Source organism: Hyphococcus formosus, assembly GCF_046736345.1.
Taxonomy (GTDB): Bacteria; Pseudomonadota; Alphaproteobacteria; order Caulobacterales; family Parvularculaceae; genus Hyphococcus; species Hyphococcus formosus.
On the sequence record NZ_CP157210.1, the window covers coordinates 1,444,843 to 1,461,748 of the forward strand.

14 protein-coding genes are annotated in these 16,906 nt (G+C 52.5%); 5 read left to right on the forward strand and 9 right to left on the reverse strand.

Annotation, left to right across the window (positions count from 1 at the left end; translation table 11 throughout):
* Nucleotides 1-660: 660 nt before the first annotated feature.
* From ABFZ83_RS06545 to ABFZ83_RS06565, 5 genes are all read right to left on the reverse strand, one after another.
* Nucleotides 661-1,794 (reverse strand): LuxR C-terminal-related transcriptional regulator, encoded by a 1,134-nt coding sequence (locus tag ABFZ83_RS06545; RefSeq protein ID WP_411818635.1) that lies wholly within the window; start codon nucleotides 1,792-1,794, stop codon nucleotides 661-663.
* Between the two features lie 224 nt (nucleotides 1,795-2,018).
* Nucleotides 2,019-2,225 (reverse strand): DUF2783 domain-containing protein, encoded by a 207-nt coding sequence (locus ABFZ83_RS06550; protein ID WP_411818636.1) that lies wholly within the window; start codon nucleotides 2,223-2,225, stop codon nucleotides 2,019-2,021.
* A gap of 8 nt (nucleotides 2,226-2,233) precedes the next feature.
* The gene (locus ABFZ83_RS06555; RefSeq protein WP_411818637.1) at nucleotides 2,234-3,865 is read right to left on the reverse strand and encodes an FAD-dependent oxidoreductase; all 1,632 of its coding nucleotides are present in this window, start codon (nucleotides 3,863-3,865) and stop codon (nucleotides 2,234-2,236) included.
* On the reverse strand, nucleotides 3,862-4,827 hold the full coding sequence (locus ABFZ83_RS06560; RefSeq protein WP_411818638.1) for an MBL fold metallo-hydrolase: 966 nt from the start codon (nucleotides 4,825-4,827) through the stop codon (nucleotides 3,862-3,864). The genes ABFZ83_RS06555 and ABFZ83_RS06560 overlap by 4 nt, the downstream gene beginning before the upstream one ends.
* A 14-nt stretch (nucleotides 4,828-4,841) precedes the next feature.
* The gene (locus tag ABFZ83_RS06565; protein WP_411818639.1) at nucleotides 4,842-5,330 is read right to left on the reverse strand and encodes a 2,4'-dihydroxyacetophenone dioxygenase family protein; all 489 of its coding nucleotides are present in this window, start codon (nucleotides 5,328-5,330) and stop codon (nucleotides 4,842-4,844) included.
* A 286-nt stretch (nucleotides 5,331-5,616) separates the two neighbouring features.
* On the opposite strand from ABFZ83_RS06565, the gene ABFZ83_RS06570 reads away from it, so the two are divergent.
* The 3 genes from ABFZ83_RS06570 to ABFZ83_RS06580 are packed head-to-tail and all read left to right on the forward strand — an operon-like array spanning nucleotide 5,617 to nucleotide 9,004.
* Nucleotides 5,617-6,393 (forward strand): SDR family NAD(P)-dependent oxidoreductase, encoded by a 777-nt coding sequence (locus tag ABFZ83_RS06570; RefSeq protein WP_411818640.1) that lies wholly within the window; start codon nucleotides 5,617-5,619, stop codon nucleotides 6,391-6,393.
* A 23-nt stretch (nucleotides 6,394-6,416) separates the two neighbouring features.
* Complete coding sequence (locus ABFZ83_RS06575) at nucleotides 6,417-8,033, forward strand: long-chain fatty acid--CoA ligase (RefSeq protein WP_411818810.1); 1,617 nt, start codon at nucleotides 6,417-6,419, stop codon at nucleotides 8,031-8,033.
* Nucleotides 8,034-8,059: 26 nt separating this feature from the next.
* Nucleotides 8,060-9,004 carry an alpha/beta hydrolase gene (locus ABFZ83_RS06580; RefSeq protein WP_411818641.1) on the forward strand — a complete coding sequence of 315 codons (945 nt, stop codon included), beginning with the start codon at nucleotides 8,060-8,062 and terminating at the stop codon, nucleotides 9,002-9,004.
* A gap of 1 nt (nucleotide 9,005) precedes the next feature.
* Here the strand turns inward: ABFZ83_RS06580 and ABFZ83_RS06585 are convergent, their stop codons facing one another.
* The 4 genes from ABFZ83_RS06585 to ABFZ83_RS06600 form a co-directional block, all read right to left on the reverse strand.
* Nucleotides 9,006-9,557, reverse strand: a complete 552-nt coding sequence (locus tag ABFZ83_RS06585; RefSeq protein WP_411818642.1) for a VOC family protein — start codon at nucleotides 9,555-9,557, stop codon at nucleotides 9,006-9,008.
* A gap of 17 nt (nucleotides 9,558-9,574) precedes the next feature.
* On the reverse strand, nucleotides 9,575-10,360 hold the full coding sequence (locus tag ABFZ83_RS06590) for a glucose 1-dehydrogenase (RefSeq protein WP_411818643.1): 786 nt from the start codon (nucleotides 10,358-10,360) through the stop codon (nucleotides 9,575-9,577).
* A gap of 9 nt (nucleotides 10,361-10,369) precedes the next feature.
* Nucleotides 10,370-12,679 (reverse strand): TonB-dependent receptor, encoded by a 2,310-nt coding sequence (locus tag ABFZ83_RS06595; RefSeq protein ID WP_411818644.1) that lies wholly within the window; start codon nucleotides 12,677-12,679, stop codon nucleotides 10,370-10,372.
* Between the two features lie 762 nt (nucleotides 12,680-13,441).
* Nucleotides 13,442-13,690: a transposase gene (locus ABFZ83_RS06600; RefSeq protein ID WP_411818645.1), complete on the reverse strand. Its 249-nt coding sequence runs from the start codon at nucleotides 13,688-13,690 to the stop codon at nucleotides 13,442-13,444.
* A 269-nt stretch (nucleotides 13,691-13,959) separates the two neighbouring features.
* Between ABFZ83_RS06600 and ABFZ83_RS06605 the strand changes: the two genes are divergently transcribed.
* On the forward strand, nucleotides 13,960-15,744 hold the full coding sequence (locus ABFZ83_RS06605) for a hypothetical protein (RefSeq protein ID WP_411818646.1): 1,785 nt from the start codon (nucleotides 13,960-13,962) through the stop codon (nucleotides 15,742-15,744).
* Between the two features lie 144 nt (nucleotides 15,745-15,888).
* Nucleotides 15,889-16,557 (forward strand): DUF4386 domain-containing protein, encoded by a 669-nt coding sequence (locus tag ABFZ83_RS06610; RefSeq protein ID WP_411818647.1) that lies wholly within the window; start codon nucleotides 15,889-15,891, stop codon nucleotides 16,555-16,557.
* Nucleotides 16,558-16,906 lie beyond the last annotated feature (349 nt).

Sequence of the window (16,906 nt, forward strand, 5' to 3'; positions counted from 1 at the left end):
TTTTGCGGATTTCCACGCCCAAAAAGCGCGAAAACTCGGACAGTTAAGCGCAAATTGGGCTTTACACCATGCCGACGGCTCAGCTCCCTCACCGCAAAAAAACAATAACGCGCTTACGTGCTTTCCTATAACAATCTCGCCGTTTACGCCGGATGCGACGAGTAACGCCTCGCCGAAGAACTTGAAGAATTGGTCAGCCTAGATCTCAGTTTTGAGATCGAAGCAACCGGCTTTTCGATCCTAAAGATCAATCATCTGCTTGAGGGCTTAAAGCCCGGGGAACCAAATGATCCTGCTGATTACCTTCCCGCGCCTGATGGCCCGGCGCGATACAGAGATGGACGAGATGATCAGCCGAGTAATTACGGATTAATATCTTGAGATAATACAGAAATCACGAGCTGATTGAACATTACAACTTCGCGCTACCGCACCGCAGTTCACCAAAGAGGTCACCTACTGCGCGAGAATGCGAGGTCGTTGGGCACATCATCTCGCACTCCCATTTGGGCGAATTGCATCATGAACACGGAAGATTCTAGCTTTCAGCTGGGACAGATGGCGAATTCACAAATTGACTGTTTGCAGCATTACCGGCCAAAGCCAAATCTATCGGATCACTTTTAGACTGCAATTGAGCGCCGCGCGGTGCTAAATTACTTACGTCAAATTGAACAATCTGGATATCATCTGGCTGCGCGAATTCACGCCGACCTTTGCATAGATTGATCGCAAATGGTTTTCCGTCGTGCGCACACTGATGCCCAGATCAGCAGCGATATCTTTATTAGATGCACCCTGCCCGAGCAGCCTTGTGATGTCTTGCTCGCGAGCGGTCAGGCCCAATGAGCTGAGTTGATCACCCAACAACGCCGCCTGCGGCTCATCGTCATCGGTCATCACTAAGAAGGCACCGATGCCCCTATCCCGCATCAACGGCTGTATACGGACCGATAGATTATCGGCGCAGTCGGCTCTGATTTTGATCAACTTGCCAGTCTCGACTACCTTGGTACCGCGCCAGTCTTCTTCAATGCATGCGCGCGTCACCTGCTGCAGTTTTTCCGTGTTGCCATCCACATGATAGTCTCCGAACTCATCGCGCACTATTGAAAACGATGCTGCACCTTTTTCGTTCGCATAAACGACCGTGCCGTTCCTATCGATCAGGACAACGCCCGTTTTCTTCGATGCACGCTCAAGGCTTTCGATGATCGTACGGTTTTTGACTAAAGCGTTTTCAACCGTCAGGCCGTGTAATGCCGACAATGCAGCCGGAGCAAAATAGCGAGCACGGATCACATCCTGTTTGGTGAAATTCGGCGCATCCGATGGACGATGAAAACCTAAAAGGGCCACTTGATCTCGGTTTCCGAAAAGGCGGAAGGCGAGCACCAGCACATGGTGTATGTGGTTCGGCTCGAAGAATTCCTGATAATATTCCGATCTGATTAAGCGCCGATAATCGCAGATATCAGCGAGGCAAAAGAGATCGTAACCGAATCGAGAGAGATTGCCGAGCCGTCCGCCCGGTGCCATGCCGAACTGTAGCACCGGATCCTGACGATAAAAGTAGGCCGCATACTGCTGATGTGAGCGGTCGGCGACCTGATGGCAGGCGTTCTTTCCGATGGCAAACGACTTTCCGTTTAAATGAAACTGACGAAATGATGCCGTCTGCGCGGACACACATTCGGCCAGCGGCCGTAAAATTTTGTCGGCAACATCCTCGAACTTCCTACAGGCCAGCATCTGGCTGCAGACTTCCATCGGGTTGCGTTGACTCGCTTGCATTACTCCCATCGCCCACTCTTCCCTAGTATGTCATTCTTTTTAGGCGCTATAAACCCGGGCTGCCATAGACTCCAAACTGCTGTCGCAAACAGCGAGGATTCCCAGAAGTCCGGTTCCGCAATGCTACATGAAATCAGCGAACGCGGAAACAACGTTATGAATAACAATACAAAACAGGCAATTATTTTCATACTGCGCCGCAGCATGGGTTCATCAGTGTGCGACTAAAGGAGTTCCTCTTTCGCGGTCCGAATCGCCTCATGCAATACATCTTCGGCACCGATCTGATTTGAAAGAATCAAGGCAAGGCGAGCGAGAAACTGCGGTGCCGCCTCATCTCCAACAGCGTCTACCGCTTCAACAAGCGCTGCATAAAATGCGTCCGCATTCTCATATGCAGGCTCGAATTTAACCACGCCGGATGTTTGCATTCCGCTTTTCATATGCGCCGTCCCGCTGCTCGCTCAACACATTCTTCAACGCCTGTGCCGGACCACTTCCGCCAGCGCGCAGCAACATGCTGGTCAGGTCGGAATAGATAGGCAGTTCCGGGTTTCATATCGTAGCGCCGGCGTAACGCACCGCTGACGTCGTCAAGCGCTGCACCTTTGGCAATTGTCTTCACCGCAATTGGAATGCCGCCGATATCTAGGCGCGTCGGTAGGTTCAGCCCGTTTGGTTCATATGCAACGACAGTGAATTCACCTTTCAACTCTTGCAAAAACCAATCGTCTTTGCCGTTTTTCGATAATGGCGCATCTTCCGCGGGCGAGCCCGGAGCGATATGGCAGGCAAAAATGTCATTATCAGGCGTGTTTAAGGGGGTATCTATTAAATGCGCGGGCTCGGACAGGCGACCAGAATTCACTAGTTTCTGAGCAAACGGATATTTCGCGGCGAGCGATAACGCCTGATCGCGCAAAATGCGGCTCGCCTTTGACTTTGGTGTTATAAAGTCGGTCGCACGCGTCGAATGGAGAATGTTTTCACGCGCGGCGTAAACGCGCTCGCGGCTATACGTATCCAAAAGACTGCACGACGCCTCACCATCGAGGACAAGTTTCATCTTCCAACCGAGATTATCTGCGTCCTGAACACCAGCATTACCACCGCGCGCGCCGAAGGGCGACACCTGATGGGCAGAGTCGCCGGCAAAAATGACCCGCCCATGAACATAATCGCTCAGTGTACGGCATTGAAAAACATAGACGCTGATCCATTCTATTTCGAATTTTGCATCATCACCGAGCATTGCTTTTATACGCCGTTTGACGTTCTCCAGTTTCTTTTCTTCCTCGGCATTCGCTTCCCATCCAAGTTGGAGATCGATGCGCCATATGTCATCTGCCTGGCGGTGCAACAATGCAGTCTGTCCTGAATGAAAACTCGGGTCGAACCAGAACCACCGTTCGTTCGGAAACTCGCCTTTCATTTTTACATCAGTGATCAGGAATTTGTCCTTGAACACTCGCCCGTCAAAGGTCAGCCCCAAATGACGGCGAATATCGGATCGCGCGCCGTCGCAGGCGATCAACCATTCGCAGTCAAGATTGTATGGGCCGTCCGGCGTCGCAACCTCGATGCACACACCGTCATCTGACTGCCGGATTGACCTCGCCTCGTGGCACCAGCGGACTTCCCCACCCAGTTCAAGCAGCCGCTCCAATAGATATTGTTCTACCCAATATTGCTGGAGATTGACGAAGGCCGGCATTTTGTGACCACCTTCGGGCTGTAGATCGAATGTATATAGCAGATGGTCGTCGCTGAAGACCTTACCTTTACGCCATTCAACACCGCGTTTCAGCATGATGTCGCCGACGCCTAGCCTATCCCAAATTTCAAGCGTACGTTTTGCCTGGCAGATTGAGCGCGAACCTTCACTCAACGTGTTGGATTTTTCCAGCACCACTGCTTTCACACCCTTCGACGCAAGGTCTATCGCCATAGTGAGCCCGACAAGCCCCCCCCCAACGATTATAACTTGATGTGCAGCCGGACGTGCACCGTCCTGGTCACGTGAACGTACATAACCGAAAGAAAGCGATGACGCGCTCCGACTGTCCATCATGAATCAGCCGCGCCTTCAAGTTCCAACCACATTTGGCGATCCCGCTCATCTGTCCAAACGCGTGGATCTCGAATTCCATTGGATTCATCGAATGCACGTGTCACGTCGAACGGCATGCAGTGATCGAAAATCACCCAGTGTCCGTATTCTTTTGAAAGACGTTCATACACTGACTTGTATGCAGCGTTCAGGTCGCTACCCGCTTTAGTTTCTTTTTCGACGGACCGATAAAGATCGGTGACGAAAGCGCGTGTTCCGTTGATGCCGTCCGCAATCGACTCCTCTGTTATCAATGCGTCGCCACGCCCTGGCACCACTGCTTTCGCGCCAAGCGCTTCTATCCGGTCTAGCGTCAAGGGCCAGTCGGTCAGATAGGCGTCGCCGGTATAAGGCGTTGCACCATACTCGACAAGATCGCCAGCGAAGAGCACCTTCTCCTGCGGCAACCACACAACCGTATCGCCCTTGGTGTGCCCACGGCCAAGTTGCAAGATCTGCACCTCTAGCGACCCGAGATAAAGCGTCATCTTACCGTTAAATGTCATGCTCGGCCAAGTAAGGCCAGGGATTGAGTCAACGCCCTTAAACAAGCGCGGGAAGCGCCCGATTTCAGAGGCCATATCCTCCTTACCACGTTCGACAATCAAATCGCGGGTATCCTGGCTCGCGATCACATGTTCCGCGCCATAAGCCGATGCGCCGAGGACACGCACCGCATGATAATGCGACAACACTACATATTTAATCGGCTTGTCTGTGACGCCGCGGATTTTGTCGATCACATCGGTCGCCATTTCTGGGGTAGCCTGAGTATCAACAACCAATACGCAATCATCGCCGATGACGACGCCGGTATTTGGATCTCCCTCCGCAGTATAGGCATAAGCGCGCTGGGGTGAGAGCTCGGAAAAAGTTACGACCTTTTCTTCAAGGTCAGCTTGCGATGCAAAATTCTTGTTCATGATACCTGTGCGAGTTACGAAGGAAAATCTGCGAGATGCGCGAGGTGATCCGCGGCACCATTGGCGGCCGCGAGTTCGTACATCAACCGTGCATCAACAACGCCCGCGACGCCGCCGTCTTCGTCATGGCCAACGATAGGACCGTGAACGACGGCGAACATAATCGTACCGGTCGGAGAGTCAGGTTGGTGACGGGTCGCAGCTTCCTCGTAAAAATACGAACCAACCCCGCCGCGATCGTCATCATAACCAAACTCGCCTTCTAGCACGATGCCCTCAACCGCACCGAGATGACTGTGAACCGGAGTATCTAGATCGGGATCCACTTTGAGCAGGATGGTAAACCCACCTGTCTTCTTATCGAAATTGAGCAGCTTGAAATTCGTGCCTTCCATGACCCATGGCGTCCACGGCAGCATCGCCGGGTTGAAAAACGCTGGCCGCGCCTGCTTGAGAATATCAAGCTTGGTATGGCCTAGGATAGGTTCATCATTTCCGTCCATGTTTTATCTCCCTTACGTTGCAGGCACATAAGCCCGCTTTATTTGACCGACAGGTTACACATCACCGAACAGTACTAAATGACGGATTATACCTAGTTTTCTCAGACTCGACGGCGCTAAATCGCGCCGGCCGAGGTCTAGCGTCAAATATTGCAGCGCAACAATACCAGTGAGTGATTTTCGCTATGGCCGCTTAGGCGTCGCGGCATTTAAACATTGACGAAGAAATCTCGAGATTGACGACAGGTTGGTTCCCATACGTAGGATACAGCCGAGGAGCAGTAATTTGACGCAACGCCTATTAGACAGAATAGCTATCATAACTGGTGGTGCCTCCGGTGTCGGCAAAGCCGCTTGCAGACTATTCGCCGAACATGGTGCGCAAGTTGTCGTCGCCGATCTACATTTGGAAAGGGCGCAAGCTGTTGCAGAGGATTGCGGCGGGGACGCTGTCCTCCTCGATGTCTCAAAAGAGGATCAATGGCGAAACCTGATCGAGCATTGCCTTGAGCGCCACGGCAGGCTCGACATTCTCGTTAACAGCGCTGGAATTGGACGAGCAGGTGATTTTGAAAATTTATCAGCGGACGACTGGAATGCCATGATCGCAGTTAACATGACTGGCGTTTTTTTTGGATGCAAGCACGGCGTCAGTGCCATGCGAAAGTCTTCCACAAAAGGTTCTATAATCAATATATCTTCGCTAGCAGGCCTTGTTGGCGGCGAAGATATCGCGGGCTATAGCGCCACCAAAGGCGCGGTCACCATGCTGACTAAATCAGTTGCGCTTCATGCTGCAAAATACGGCATCAGGTGTAACAGTGTGCATCCTACATATGTGGATTCGGAAATGCTCGACGATGTCGCCCAACGATTTCCCTCACGACAAGCAATGTTGGATGGCATGGCATCGCTTGTCCCCCTTGGACGAGTGGCAAAACCTATCGACATTGCGGAGGCGATATTATTTCTTGCTTCTGATGAATCTTCGCTGATTACTGGTTCGCCTCTTATCATTGATGGTGGACAACTCGCCGGGCTTCCAAGCCGTCATAACGGATAAATCCAATGTCTCTTCCAGGTTTAATGCAAGATGCCCCGTTGATGATTTCCTCCTTACTCCGATACGCGGCGACATACCACGGCGGACGCGAAGTCGTGACACGAACCGTCGAAGGACCGATTCACCGCTACACTTATCGCGACGCCTATCGGCGCGCCGCAAAGGCGGCTAACGCCCTTCTCGCCGAGGGGATCAAGCCTGGCGATCGCATCGCAACCCTCGCTTGGAACACCTATCGGCATTTCGAACTGTATTACGGTGTTTCCGGTATTGGTGCCGTGCTGCACACGGTCAACCCTAGGCTGTTTGACGAGCAGATTAAGTATATTGTCAATCACGCTGCAGACCGGATTATGTTTGTCGATCTGACTTTTGTGGAGTTGGCTGAAAAGCTGCAGAGTTCATTCAACTCGGTTGAGCGGTATGTCATCCTAACGGATGCGGCGAATATGCCGGATACGCGCCTGCGCGACGCCGTATCCTATGAAGAATTCATCGAAGGCTCCAACGATTATATCGAATGGCCCGAATTCGATGAAACAATAGCGTCTTCGCTTTGTTATACCTCAGGCACGACCGGCGATCCCAAAGGAGTCCTATACAGCCATCGGTCCACCGTTATTCACGCCCTAGCCGCGGCTCAGCGGGGCGCGCTTGATCTGGGTGCGGAGGATGTGATCCTGCCCATCGCGCCAATGTACCACGCTAATGCTTGGGCAATGCCTTATATAGCGCCGATGGTCGGTGCCAAACTCGTACTACCCGGCCCAAAAATGGATCCCGCCAGCATAATTGAACTGATCAACCAGGAGCAGACGACATTTTCCTGCGCCGTGCCGACTGTATGGACTATGGTGCTCGACCATCTCGAACGCCACGGAATGCGAATCGACTCAATGAAACGAACTACGATTGGTGGTTCGGCCGTACCGCAGTCGATGATCGACAGATTTCGCGAAAAATATGGTGTCACTGTAGCTCAGCTTTGGGGCATGACTGAAACCAGCCCCATGGGCACCGTGTCGTCCCTCACACCGGAGGTCTCTGCGCTACCGATTGAAGTTCAGCGGGCGCAATTGTCTAAACAGGGTCGCGCACAATACGGTATCGAGATAAAGATCATCGATCCAAACGGCGCTATGGCCCCCCGCGACGGCGAAACGTCGGGCGACCTCTGGGTGAAAAGCCCCTTCGCCGCAAAATGCTATTACAAATGCGAAGACGAAACGCCGTTGGATGAGCAAGGATGGTTTCCAACTGGCGATGTCGCCACTTGGGATCGCTACGGATTTATGAAGATTACTGATCGTACAAAAGACGTGATAAAATCAGGCGGCGAATGGATAAGTTCCATCGAACTTGAAAATGCGGCGACGGGTCATGAGGCCGTAGCGCAGGCGGCCGTTATCGGCGTTTATCATCCGAAATGGGAAGAACGCCCGCTGATGCTCGTGGTGCCGTCAAGCAGTGCCGATCTCGACACCGGCGCACTACTCGAATTTCTCGCCGGTAAATTCGCCAAATGGCAGTTGCCGGACGACATCATCATTGTCGATGAACTCCCGCTGACCGCGACCGGAAAAATCAAAAAGTCTGCGATACGCGAGACCTATAGGAACTATAAATTTCCGACTGCCTGACCGACACCACAAAAAGGAAAGCACATTTGGCGCTTGAACCGCAAACGAAAGCTTTGATGGACGCCATGAACGCCATGGCGGCACCAAAACTTTACGAAATGCGGGTGGAGGAAGCGCGCGTCGCGCTCGAAGCGATCACCTTAGAATATAGATGCAAGCCGCAGGTGGTCGCCCGCGTCGACGACCGGCAGATAAATGGCCCCGGCGGCGACATTCCTTTGCGGATTTATCAGCCCGTAGAAGGCGGTCGCGATCTGCCGTTATTGCTTTACTATCACGGTGGCGGATTTGCGCTTTGCAGTATTGAATCCCATGACACGATCTGCCGATCCTTGTGCAATGACGCTGGAGCAATCATCGTTAGCGTCGATTACCGCCGCTCGCCCGAACATCCCTTCCCGGCCGCACCGGAGGATTGTTATGCGGCGCTCGAATGGGTATCCGAACAGGCCGAATTCCTGGGCGGCAACTCCAACCGCATCGCGCTGGCGGGCGACAGCGCCGGAAGCAACCTCGTCGCGGCGGTAACCCTGATGGCGAAAGCGCGCGTCGGCCCGACTATCGCTTTCCAGGCGTTATGCTGCCCGGGGCTCAATCTGAATCCGGCGTATATGACACCATCGCGCCGACAGTTCGGCGGCGGCGAATTTTTCCTTTCTTTCAAGGATCTCCACTGGCTGACGGAGATGTATTTCCAGCAACCACGCGATATCGAAAACCCGATCGCCTCACCGCTATTGGCGACGAATTTGTCGGGCCTGCCGCCGGCTCTGATCATCACTGCCGATCATGACATGCTGCGCGATGACGGCGCGCTTTTCGCGGAAAAGCTGCGCGATGCTGGGGTTGATGCAGAGCATGTTGAATTTGAAGGTACAATTCACGGGTTTATCGCATTCGCCGGCGTCCTCGACGCGGGCCGTGATGCAATTTTACTAATCGCGCGCAGGGTCAGAGAACGTCTTTCCTAATCTATCCTAGCCGGCGGACAGGGTCGACCCCGTTCCAGCCTTCTGACTGGACCCTGATGCTGGCGAAAAGATCTTCAACTGCGTCGTTCAATTCAATCAGCTCAATCATGCCCGGCAGGTTCCCGGCGGTGTCGATATAGGCGAACCGTTTTCGCCCGACCGGCACGACCTCTCCGCTGAAGGCGAGCATCGCGCCGTCATTGAGATAACGGTCAACATCCGCATCGAAATTATCTGTTGTAATCGCCCAATGGTGAAACGCGCCGAACCCATGCTTTTCAATAACATCTTTATAAACGGACGGACAATCATCATGCTGCACGATCAGTTCAAAACTCATCGTTTCCGTGAACGCCATGGCAACCGACAGATCAACCGACGTCGGTTCATCATAATATTTCATATTCTCGGCCGCGAAATGCTCCATAATCATCCACGGCCCGATGTTCAGGTTTTTCACCCAGTGCATGGCCGCTTTTTCAAGATCATCGACCACGTAAGCGACCTGCATGATCGTCCCGACGGGTTTGCCGAATTTGCACATTCGCGCCATTCCATCATCCTTCTGCGTCAGTTGACCAAATTCATGCCGCCATCAACGACGAGCCGACTGCCGGTGATAAACCTGGCCTCATCAGAGGCGAGAAACAGTGCGGCGTTGGCGATATCTGCCGGATCGCCGAACTCGCCCATAGGAATCCGCGACAGATAATCGTCGCGCACCGCCTCGAACGGTGCCCCTGCCAATTTCGCGGTGTCTTCCATCAATTTATCATGCATAGGCGTGCGGATCTGCCCAGGATGGATTGTGTTGCAGCGAATCTTATAGCCATTCTGCGCGCAATGAAGCGCGATAGACTTCGTCATCTGCATCACCGCCGCCTTGCTCGCACCGTAGGCCGTCAGGAACGGCGTAGGCACGAGCGCAGCAATCGACGATAAATTGATGATCGAACCACCGCCACTTTCCGCCATCACGGGGATTGCCTCACGGCATCCGATGAAAACACCTTCAGTGTTGATCGTGAACATACGCCGCCAATCGTCTAACTGCGCAGTTTCGGGAGAATCCTTGCCGGAAAGATCGCCAAGGCCGGCATTGTTGACGAGAATATCGAGACCGGAAAAACGGCGGCGCGCCTCATCAAGCGTTGACCGCCAGTCGTCTTCGCTAGAAATATCCTGAACGAAATACGGAACTTTTAGCTCGTGCGATGCGGCTTCGGCGGCCGCTGGATCAATATCCGTCAGTAGGATTTCGGCACCCTCATCGCGAAAGCGGCTGACAATCGCCGCGCCGATTCCTCGCGCGCCTCCGGTGACGACGGCGCGCTTTCCATTCAGCCTGCCAGACATTGCTGCCACCTAGAATGATTTCTTGACGGAAACACCCCAGCGCCGCGGCGAACCAAACACACCTTCGACATGACCGAAGCTGGACACGGCCGAAACGCCGCCAGTTAGATAAAGCTCGTTGGTCAGATTGGTTCCATAGACGGCGACGGTCCAACCGCCGGAGTCGTTGACAAGCGCGAGGCGCGCGTTGAAGAGGCTCACCCCTTCTTGATACAGCTCTGGCGTATTGGCGGAGTCAATGAAGTGATCACCACGATAGCTCCAGTCTCCACGGATATTAGCAATCCAGTCATTACTGATAGGATACTCAAAGTTAACGCCGAGATTGGCAGTCCAATTCGGTGACCGGGCAAGCTCATTGGTGAGCGCTATCGTCGCCCCCGGATTCAACTCATTGTATTCCGCATCGAGAAAACCAATGCCGCCGTCGAAAGAAAAATACTCGTTCGGACGCGCTTCGAATTCAGCCTCGACACCAATCGTCCGCGCTTCGCCTGCATTCTCAACGATCAGCACGAGATTGCCGGTCGTGTCCGCACTCACGATGTTAAGCTGAATGTCCTTGTAGTCGTAATAAAACAGCGACGTGTTGACGACGAGCCGGCGATCGAAAAACTCGGTCTTGACGCCGGTTTCATAAGCCCAAACGAACTCTGGTGCGAAGGAGCCGACCTCCGCCGTCGTGGTGGGACGACCGTTAAAGCCGCCGCTCTTGAACCCGCGCGACGCCGACGCATAAAGAAAGGTGCGGTCTGTAGCCTGGAATCCAACGCTGGCTTTCGGCAGGAAGGCCGACCACTCGTCCTCCACCGTCGTCGCTGGAATAATCGGCGCGCCTGAATTCACACGCAGATGTTCGAGGAAATAAGTCTTCTCATCCTTCGACCACCGGAATCCACCGGAAACCGAGAAGCGATCGGTGATATCCATTGTGTTATGCGTGAAGAAAGCGATGCTTTTCGTGTCTATGTCATTGTAGATATCAAAATCGACATCGAAGCCTACATTGACCGGATTGCCCATACCGCCGGCGCAAACGACGGTCGGGTCAATTCCGAAATCGGCGCAGGTCGTGCCCGGCGCGCCGCCGAGATAAATACCCGCTCCCGGTAAAGCCTCAAGCGCATCAAACAGGCCCGACGCCAACCGCACATCGTTCTGGTCCGTCGCGTTCTCATCGAAATAATATCCGCCGAGAAGCCAGTTAAGGCTGCCGCCCATAGCGTCGCCGCTTAGCTGTAGTTCCTGACTAAATTGGTTCTGATCGACAAAATTATGCGTCTGAATATATTGCACCGGAGAATTATCGCCGTCGCGGGAAAATTCCGCTTCCATTGAACGATAAGCGGTGATCGACTTCAAGGAAACCCAGTCTAAATCCCAGGTGAGCGTGCCACCAACACCCCAGATGTCATGATCATCCACATTAGGTCCGGTGGCGGAGCTGTTGAACGGATTGCCGGGATTCACGATCACCGGCGTAGTAATCATCATTGGATCGCCGACGAGCCCCTGCCAGAGCGGAGCCAGGCCCTGTGTCGGGTCGTAGGATAGCGCGGCGGTATTGGCGCTGCCACCTTCCTTATGCGAAATGTCGAACGACAAAAGCGCATCGAAATTGTCCGTAGGCGTCCATTCAAGAAGCGATCGCCCTGCGATAACCTCATCATCGCCGAGTCGATCGCCGACATTTATTCGGTCCGTATAGCCATGCTCGGTGTTAAAATAGATCGTGTGACGTGTCTTGAGCTGATCCGAAAGAGGCAGATCGACAGACCCGGTGACGGAATAATGCGAAAATCGCCCGGCGGTCGCCTTAATCTCGCCACCGAATGAATCCGCCGGCCTTTTGGATACCAGACTGATGGCACCACCGATCGTATTTCGTCCGAACAATGTTCCCTGCGGGCCGCGCAGAATTTCAATCCGCTCAACATCGAGAAAATCAAGAATTGTCCCGATAGAGCGAGCGTAATAAACATCATCAATGTAAAGGCCGACGCCCGGGTCCGTAGTGATCAGGAAGTCAGTTTGACCAATTCCCCGGATGAAAATGTCGGAATTGCTTCCACCGCCCGATCCGTTGCTGGCAAAGCCTATGGCGACGTTCGGCGCAAAACGCGCCGCATCGTCGATATTTTCAGCGCCGCGCTGTTCCAGCATGTCACCGGTCATTGCAGTGATCGCGATTGGGACTGTTTGCAGGTTTTCTTGCCGCTTTCGCGCGGTGACCGTGATGGTGTCAACGCCTCCATTTTGGGCATATGCCGTAGTTTCCGCAGCCGTCATCGCCACAGCCAAGACCCCCGCTGAAGCCATTGCCTTATATCTACGACTGGTGCGACGTTCCCCGAGCATTCTGCGGGTTGATAGGATAAAACGCATATAGACCTCCCTCATGGACACGCAATTCTTTGTAAGCGTGCTTTTTTTTTTGCAGTTTGCCCAATTCACCGCATTCCGTGCCATAGCGGAAAACACTCAGAGATTACGGAAAAACTACATGAGGGACGTTCATTCGGATGGTATTGGGTAAAGTATTAGGTATCTTGCGCTGAAAAGCCCCCAGACAGTCGATGCCAGAAATTCGTACGCCGCTGATCGAGAAACTTCCATGCGGTTGATAAACAAGACGCTATTTACACAAGATAAACAGCAAACTAAATGCATACGCCGGCTGGAACATTTTCCACTTAGGTTACGCCGTCGAAATTGGCGTCAGTCGGAATTCACCTTTTGATTTTAAAACCGCAGACGCTCGATAGGCTATGGAACAAGCCCCGCGCGCAGATTGACCGAATTACGCCGCATTTTCCATTATTCTACAAAGTTTCGCGCGTTGATGATTAGTGCGATTTGTCCAGGCCCTCCCTGTGCCCCCCAACATCTTGCCTAGAGCGCAGTTCGCCAAATGAATGTGGTCCGCACACAATCTTATACAATCCGTACCAAGCTGATGTATTCGGCGCTAGCGGAGAGCATCGGAGCGGTTATCGGCGACGAGGGTACTGATAGCGATTAGTTACGCGGTACCCCCGGCGCGAAAGACACGACACTGTCCGGCGGAAGCGATAAGAAGATTCACAAGTGGCTGATCCGTGTGCGCTGCTGACGAGCCCCCGATAGCGCAGCCACCTTCTCAAGGTCTTTCAGGCGCTTTGCCTGGTCGACCTTCATCCCGCCGTACCCCTGACGCCAGCGGCAATAAATGATCTTGTTCACGCCCAGACGTCGGATCACTTCTCCAACTTTGACGCCCTCCTCAAGGTAAACTTCGGCCTCACGCAACTTCGATATGATTTCTTCAGGTGAATATCGCTTTCCCCACATCCTTCTTCTCTTTTGATGCAGTCGTTTTACTACCTTCAGGTGGCTGCGTTCAAAGGGGTCGGGGCAGTACGCAGTGTGTTCCAACTTTTTGGTAGCGATAAAGCCCGCTTTTCAGACGCCAGTTTCCTGCAAAACCGCCCTGAATTCAGGCCAGGATGGGAGGCTGTTCCTTGAAATGTGCTGACGGAGATTTGACAAAAAATCTTACTCATCAAAAAGTAGCCTTGGAAGAGATCCAAATCATATAACAAGCATGAGGGGGTAGAGCCTTGTTATTCAATTTATTTTCTAAAGATCCGTCCCGCCCATGGTATCTTGGTTGGAAAGGGGCGGCTGCTTTGATTGTGGGCCTGTTGGCGGTTTCAATCCTCACCCCATCAAAGTCTCGGACCGCGACCATATATGGTAAGCGGCTGTATGATTTCTGCATCAACTACGGCAAAGAAGACAAATCCGAAAAGCCAAGTGAATCCAAAATAGCCACCTGCGGATGTCTCCAGAACAAAGCGGTAAAACATATTAATGAGGGCGGCTCAAAAGAGGAATTTGGTGGGGCGTGGTTTGCTACGACCAAATTGGTTTGCAGCACTGAAGCCATCATGGAGAGTCTGGATAATCTGGAGACAATTGAGGACGATCTCGATCGTCAGCCAGAAACGCAGCCGGTTATTCTAGAAACAAATAGCAACGCCTCCCCCCGCCCCACTGCAAGGGAGGGGTCACACCAGACCTTCACGCTCAGAGGTAAACACGCAAAGCTTTTCAAGCGCATCCAAGCGGGCGACTATGTCTGGTCAAAAGCTTTCCCGAAAAAAGACAAGGCGCTTTTGGGATATGCCATCGCTTTGCGCGAGAGTGTTGATCAGTACTGCCCGGGAACGATCAGCGCTGGCCATTCCATTAATATTGAGTACTTCACCGGTGCCCTACAAGGTGATCAAATCATTGATACCCTACAAGGACGAAAACCAATTGAATTTGCAGAACTGTTTGCACAATCGATCATCGAGACACCCTATTATAATACATCAAGGTCTCACTTCACCCAGATGGTCAAAGCCAATGGCTGCGATGGCGCTCAAACACAGGCCCTGACAACCAACCTTGCCCATCTGCTTTCAGGACGCCGTCCCGCTTACACCCCAAAGCCACAGCCGACGACGTTGGTGGTAGAGAAGCTCAGCCCGATCGAGGCAAAACACGCCTATGAGAATAAAAGCGGTGCAGCTCTCACCTCTCGTGGAGCAAAGCAGCTGGATCATGATTTCAACCAAGCCAAGTCAGCTGGCATGACCCTTCTGGAATGTCATTATGATGAGAAACCCAATGATGAATGGTATCATGTCCAATATTATTGGGGGATCGGCACCGTTACCAGTATTGGCTATCTAGCGCCAACATTTGCTGATGCTTTCCAACGCTCCTCACAGGAACGCATAACCAAGGCAAATGGGCGCGCTTATACTCATCCGTTTACGACTTATGGGTTCCCGCGCCTGGAATGCCCGCCAATCATTGATCCAGCTTTGGGTAGCAAGAAGATATACGCCCCCCGTAAATCTATAGCTCCAGACTCAAATTCTGTCCCCATACCAACAAACCCAATAATCACAGAGAAGCGGATGTCGGTTAAGTATGAATATGGTCCTTCACCAGAGAGCTTTGTGCCGCCAATTCCAAAAAACTTTCCAAACAAAACGATCTATTTGAGCATGGAAAAACATGGAGCAGGATCTCTATCGGATATAGAAATCCAATCCTTTGGCTATTGGTCCCTTCCGCGCACGGATATGGACTATGCAAACCGGCCAACACAACAAGCCGCCCTGCAGGAAGATGTCAAAATCATCTCCAAACAGCGCCCACGGGTCTTGGTATGTAAGTATCTCGCAGAAAGGCGCGGCATCGTGCGAGTTTCACGGCACTGGTATATGAAAGCCCCAAAAGGTACAGATCGAGACCGCCTGAGAAGCCGGATAACAGATCATCCGGTACTGACGATCTATGAAGAGAGAGAGAATTGCCCATCAAGGTATGTTCAGCCTAAAGACTGATAATTCACAAACCCGCTAATTCTGGGGAGAGTTTGAAACGCTCACCCTAGGTCGTCTGCACAAGCGCATTCCGAGACTTGCGTGCCCCTCCCGGGGGTGTTACCGAAAGATCTAATTAGGGTATTTGAATATGGGGGAGTTCTAATGTCAGTGCGCACACAAGGCCGGATCGCAGGCTTCATTTATCTTGGGCTCGTGGTGACGGGGGTTTTTTCCCTTGCTTATGCGCCGAGCCAACTTATTGCTCGCGATGATTCGGTAGCGACACTGGAAAATTTGCAAAACAATTTGCTCCTCTTTCAAGCGATGATCGCGGCCGGCGTCATCATGGCCGCCTTTTTCTTGGTGTTGCCGTTTGCTCTTGCTAAATTTCTATCAGCCTACGGTAAGAATGCAGCTCGTTTGATGATCCTTCTTGTGGTCCTGAGTGTTCCGGCCACGCTTCTTGCTATGTTTCAGTATGGCGAACTCGCTCTGGCCATCACAGATAACACGGCGCAAGTCGATGATGTCGACGGCGCACGCACCGGATACCGCCACTGGATTACCGTCTCGACATTTTTCTGGGGTGCATGGCTAGCGCCATATGGTTGGTTGGTGCTCAAGTCAGGAAGCATACCACGTTGGCTTGGAGTCATGTTGCTGGTCGGGAGTATCGGCTATTTGTTTGAGCTCTTCGGCCCCATGGTCATTCAAAACTTTAATGAAATCCCTTTCGTAGATTATGTGACGAAGCCGGCCTCAATCGGCGAGATTGGGTCTTGCTTCTGGCTCGTTGTTTTCGGTGCCAGAGCACCAAAATCCGGTACCTAAAAGGCTACTATTGGGCACTGTGTAATAAAAGTCTTGTTCTAACTCGTGTGATTGTGAATGACTGCTATTGCGCGCACAGTTGACGTTTCACCAGATTGAATGCACGCCTATTTGAATTAGTGCCACAGTAATTCGTCAGAAGCGATCTCAACGCAGCTTCTATTCCCGAACAATTCATTGGACTTCCTCCTTACAAAGAGCGTTGCTGTGGCTATTGCGAATTCCTTGTTTCGCACCCTGCCCGACCGTATCCGACGCCGGGCTTGTGGCGGTGCAACAACGAGGAGGCAAACATCGGCCAAAATATAAAGGCTACCAGCAGGAAGCGAACCAAAGCTGCCGCAGTTGA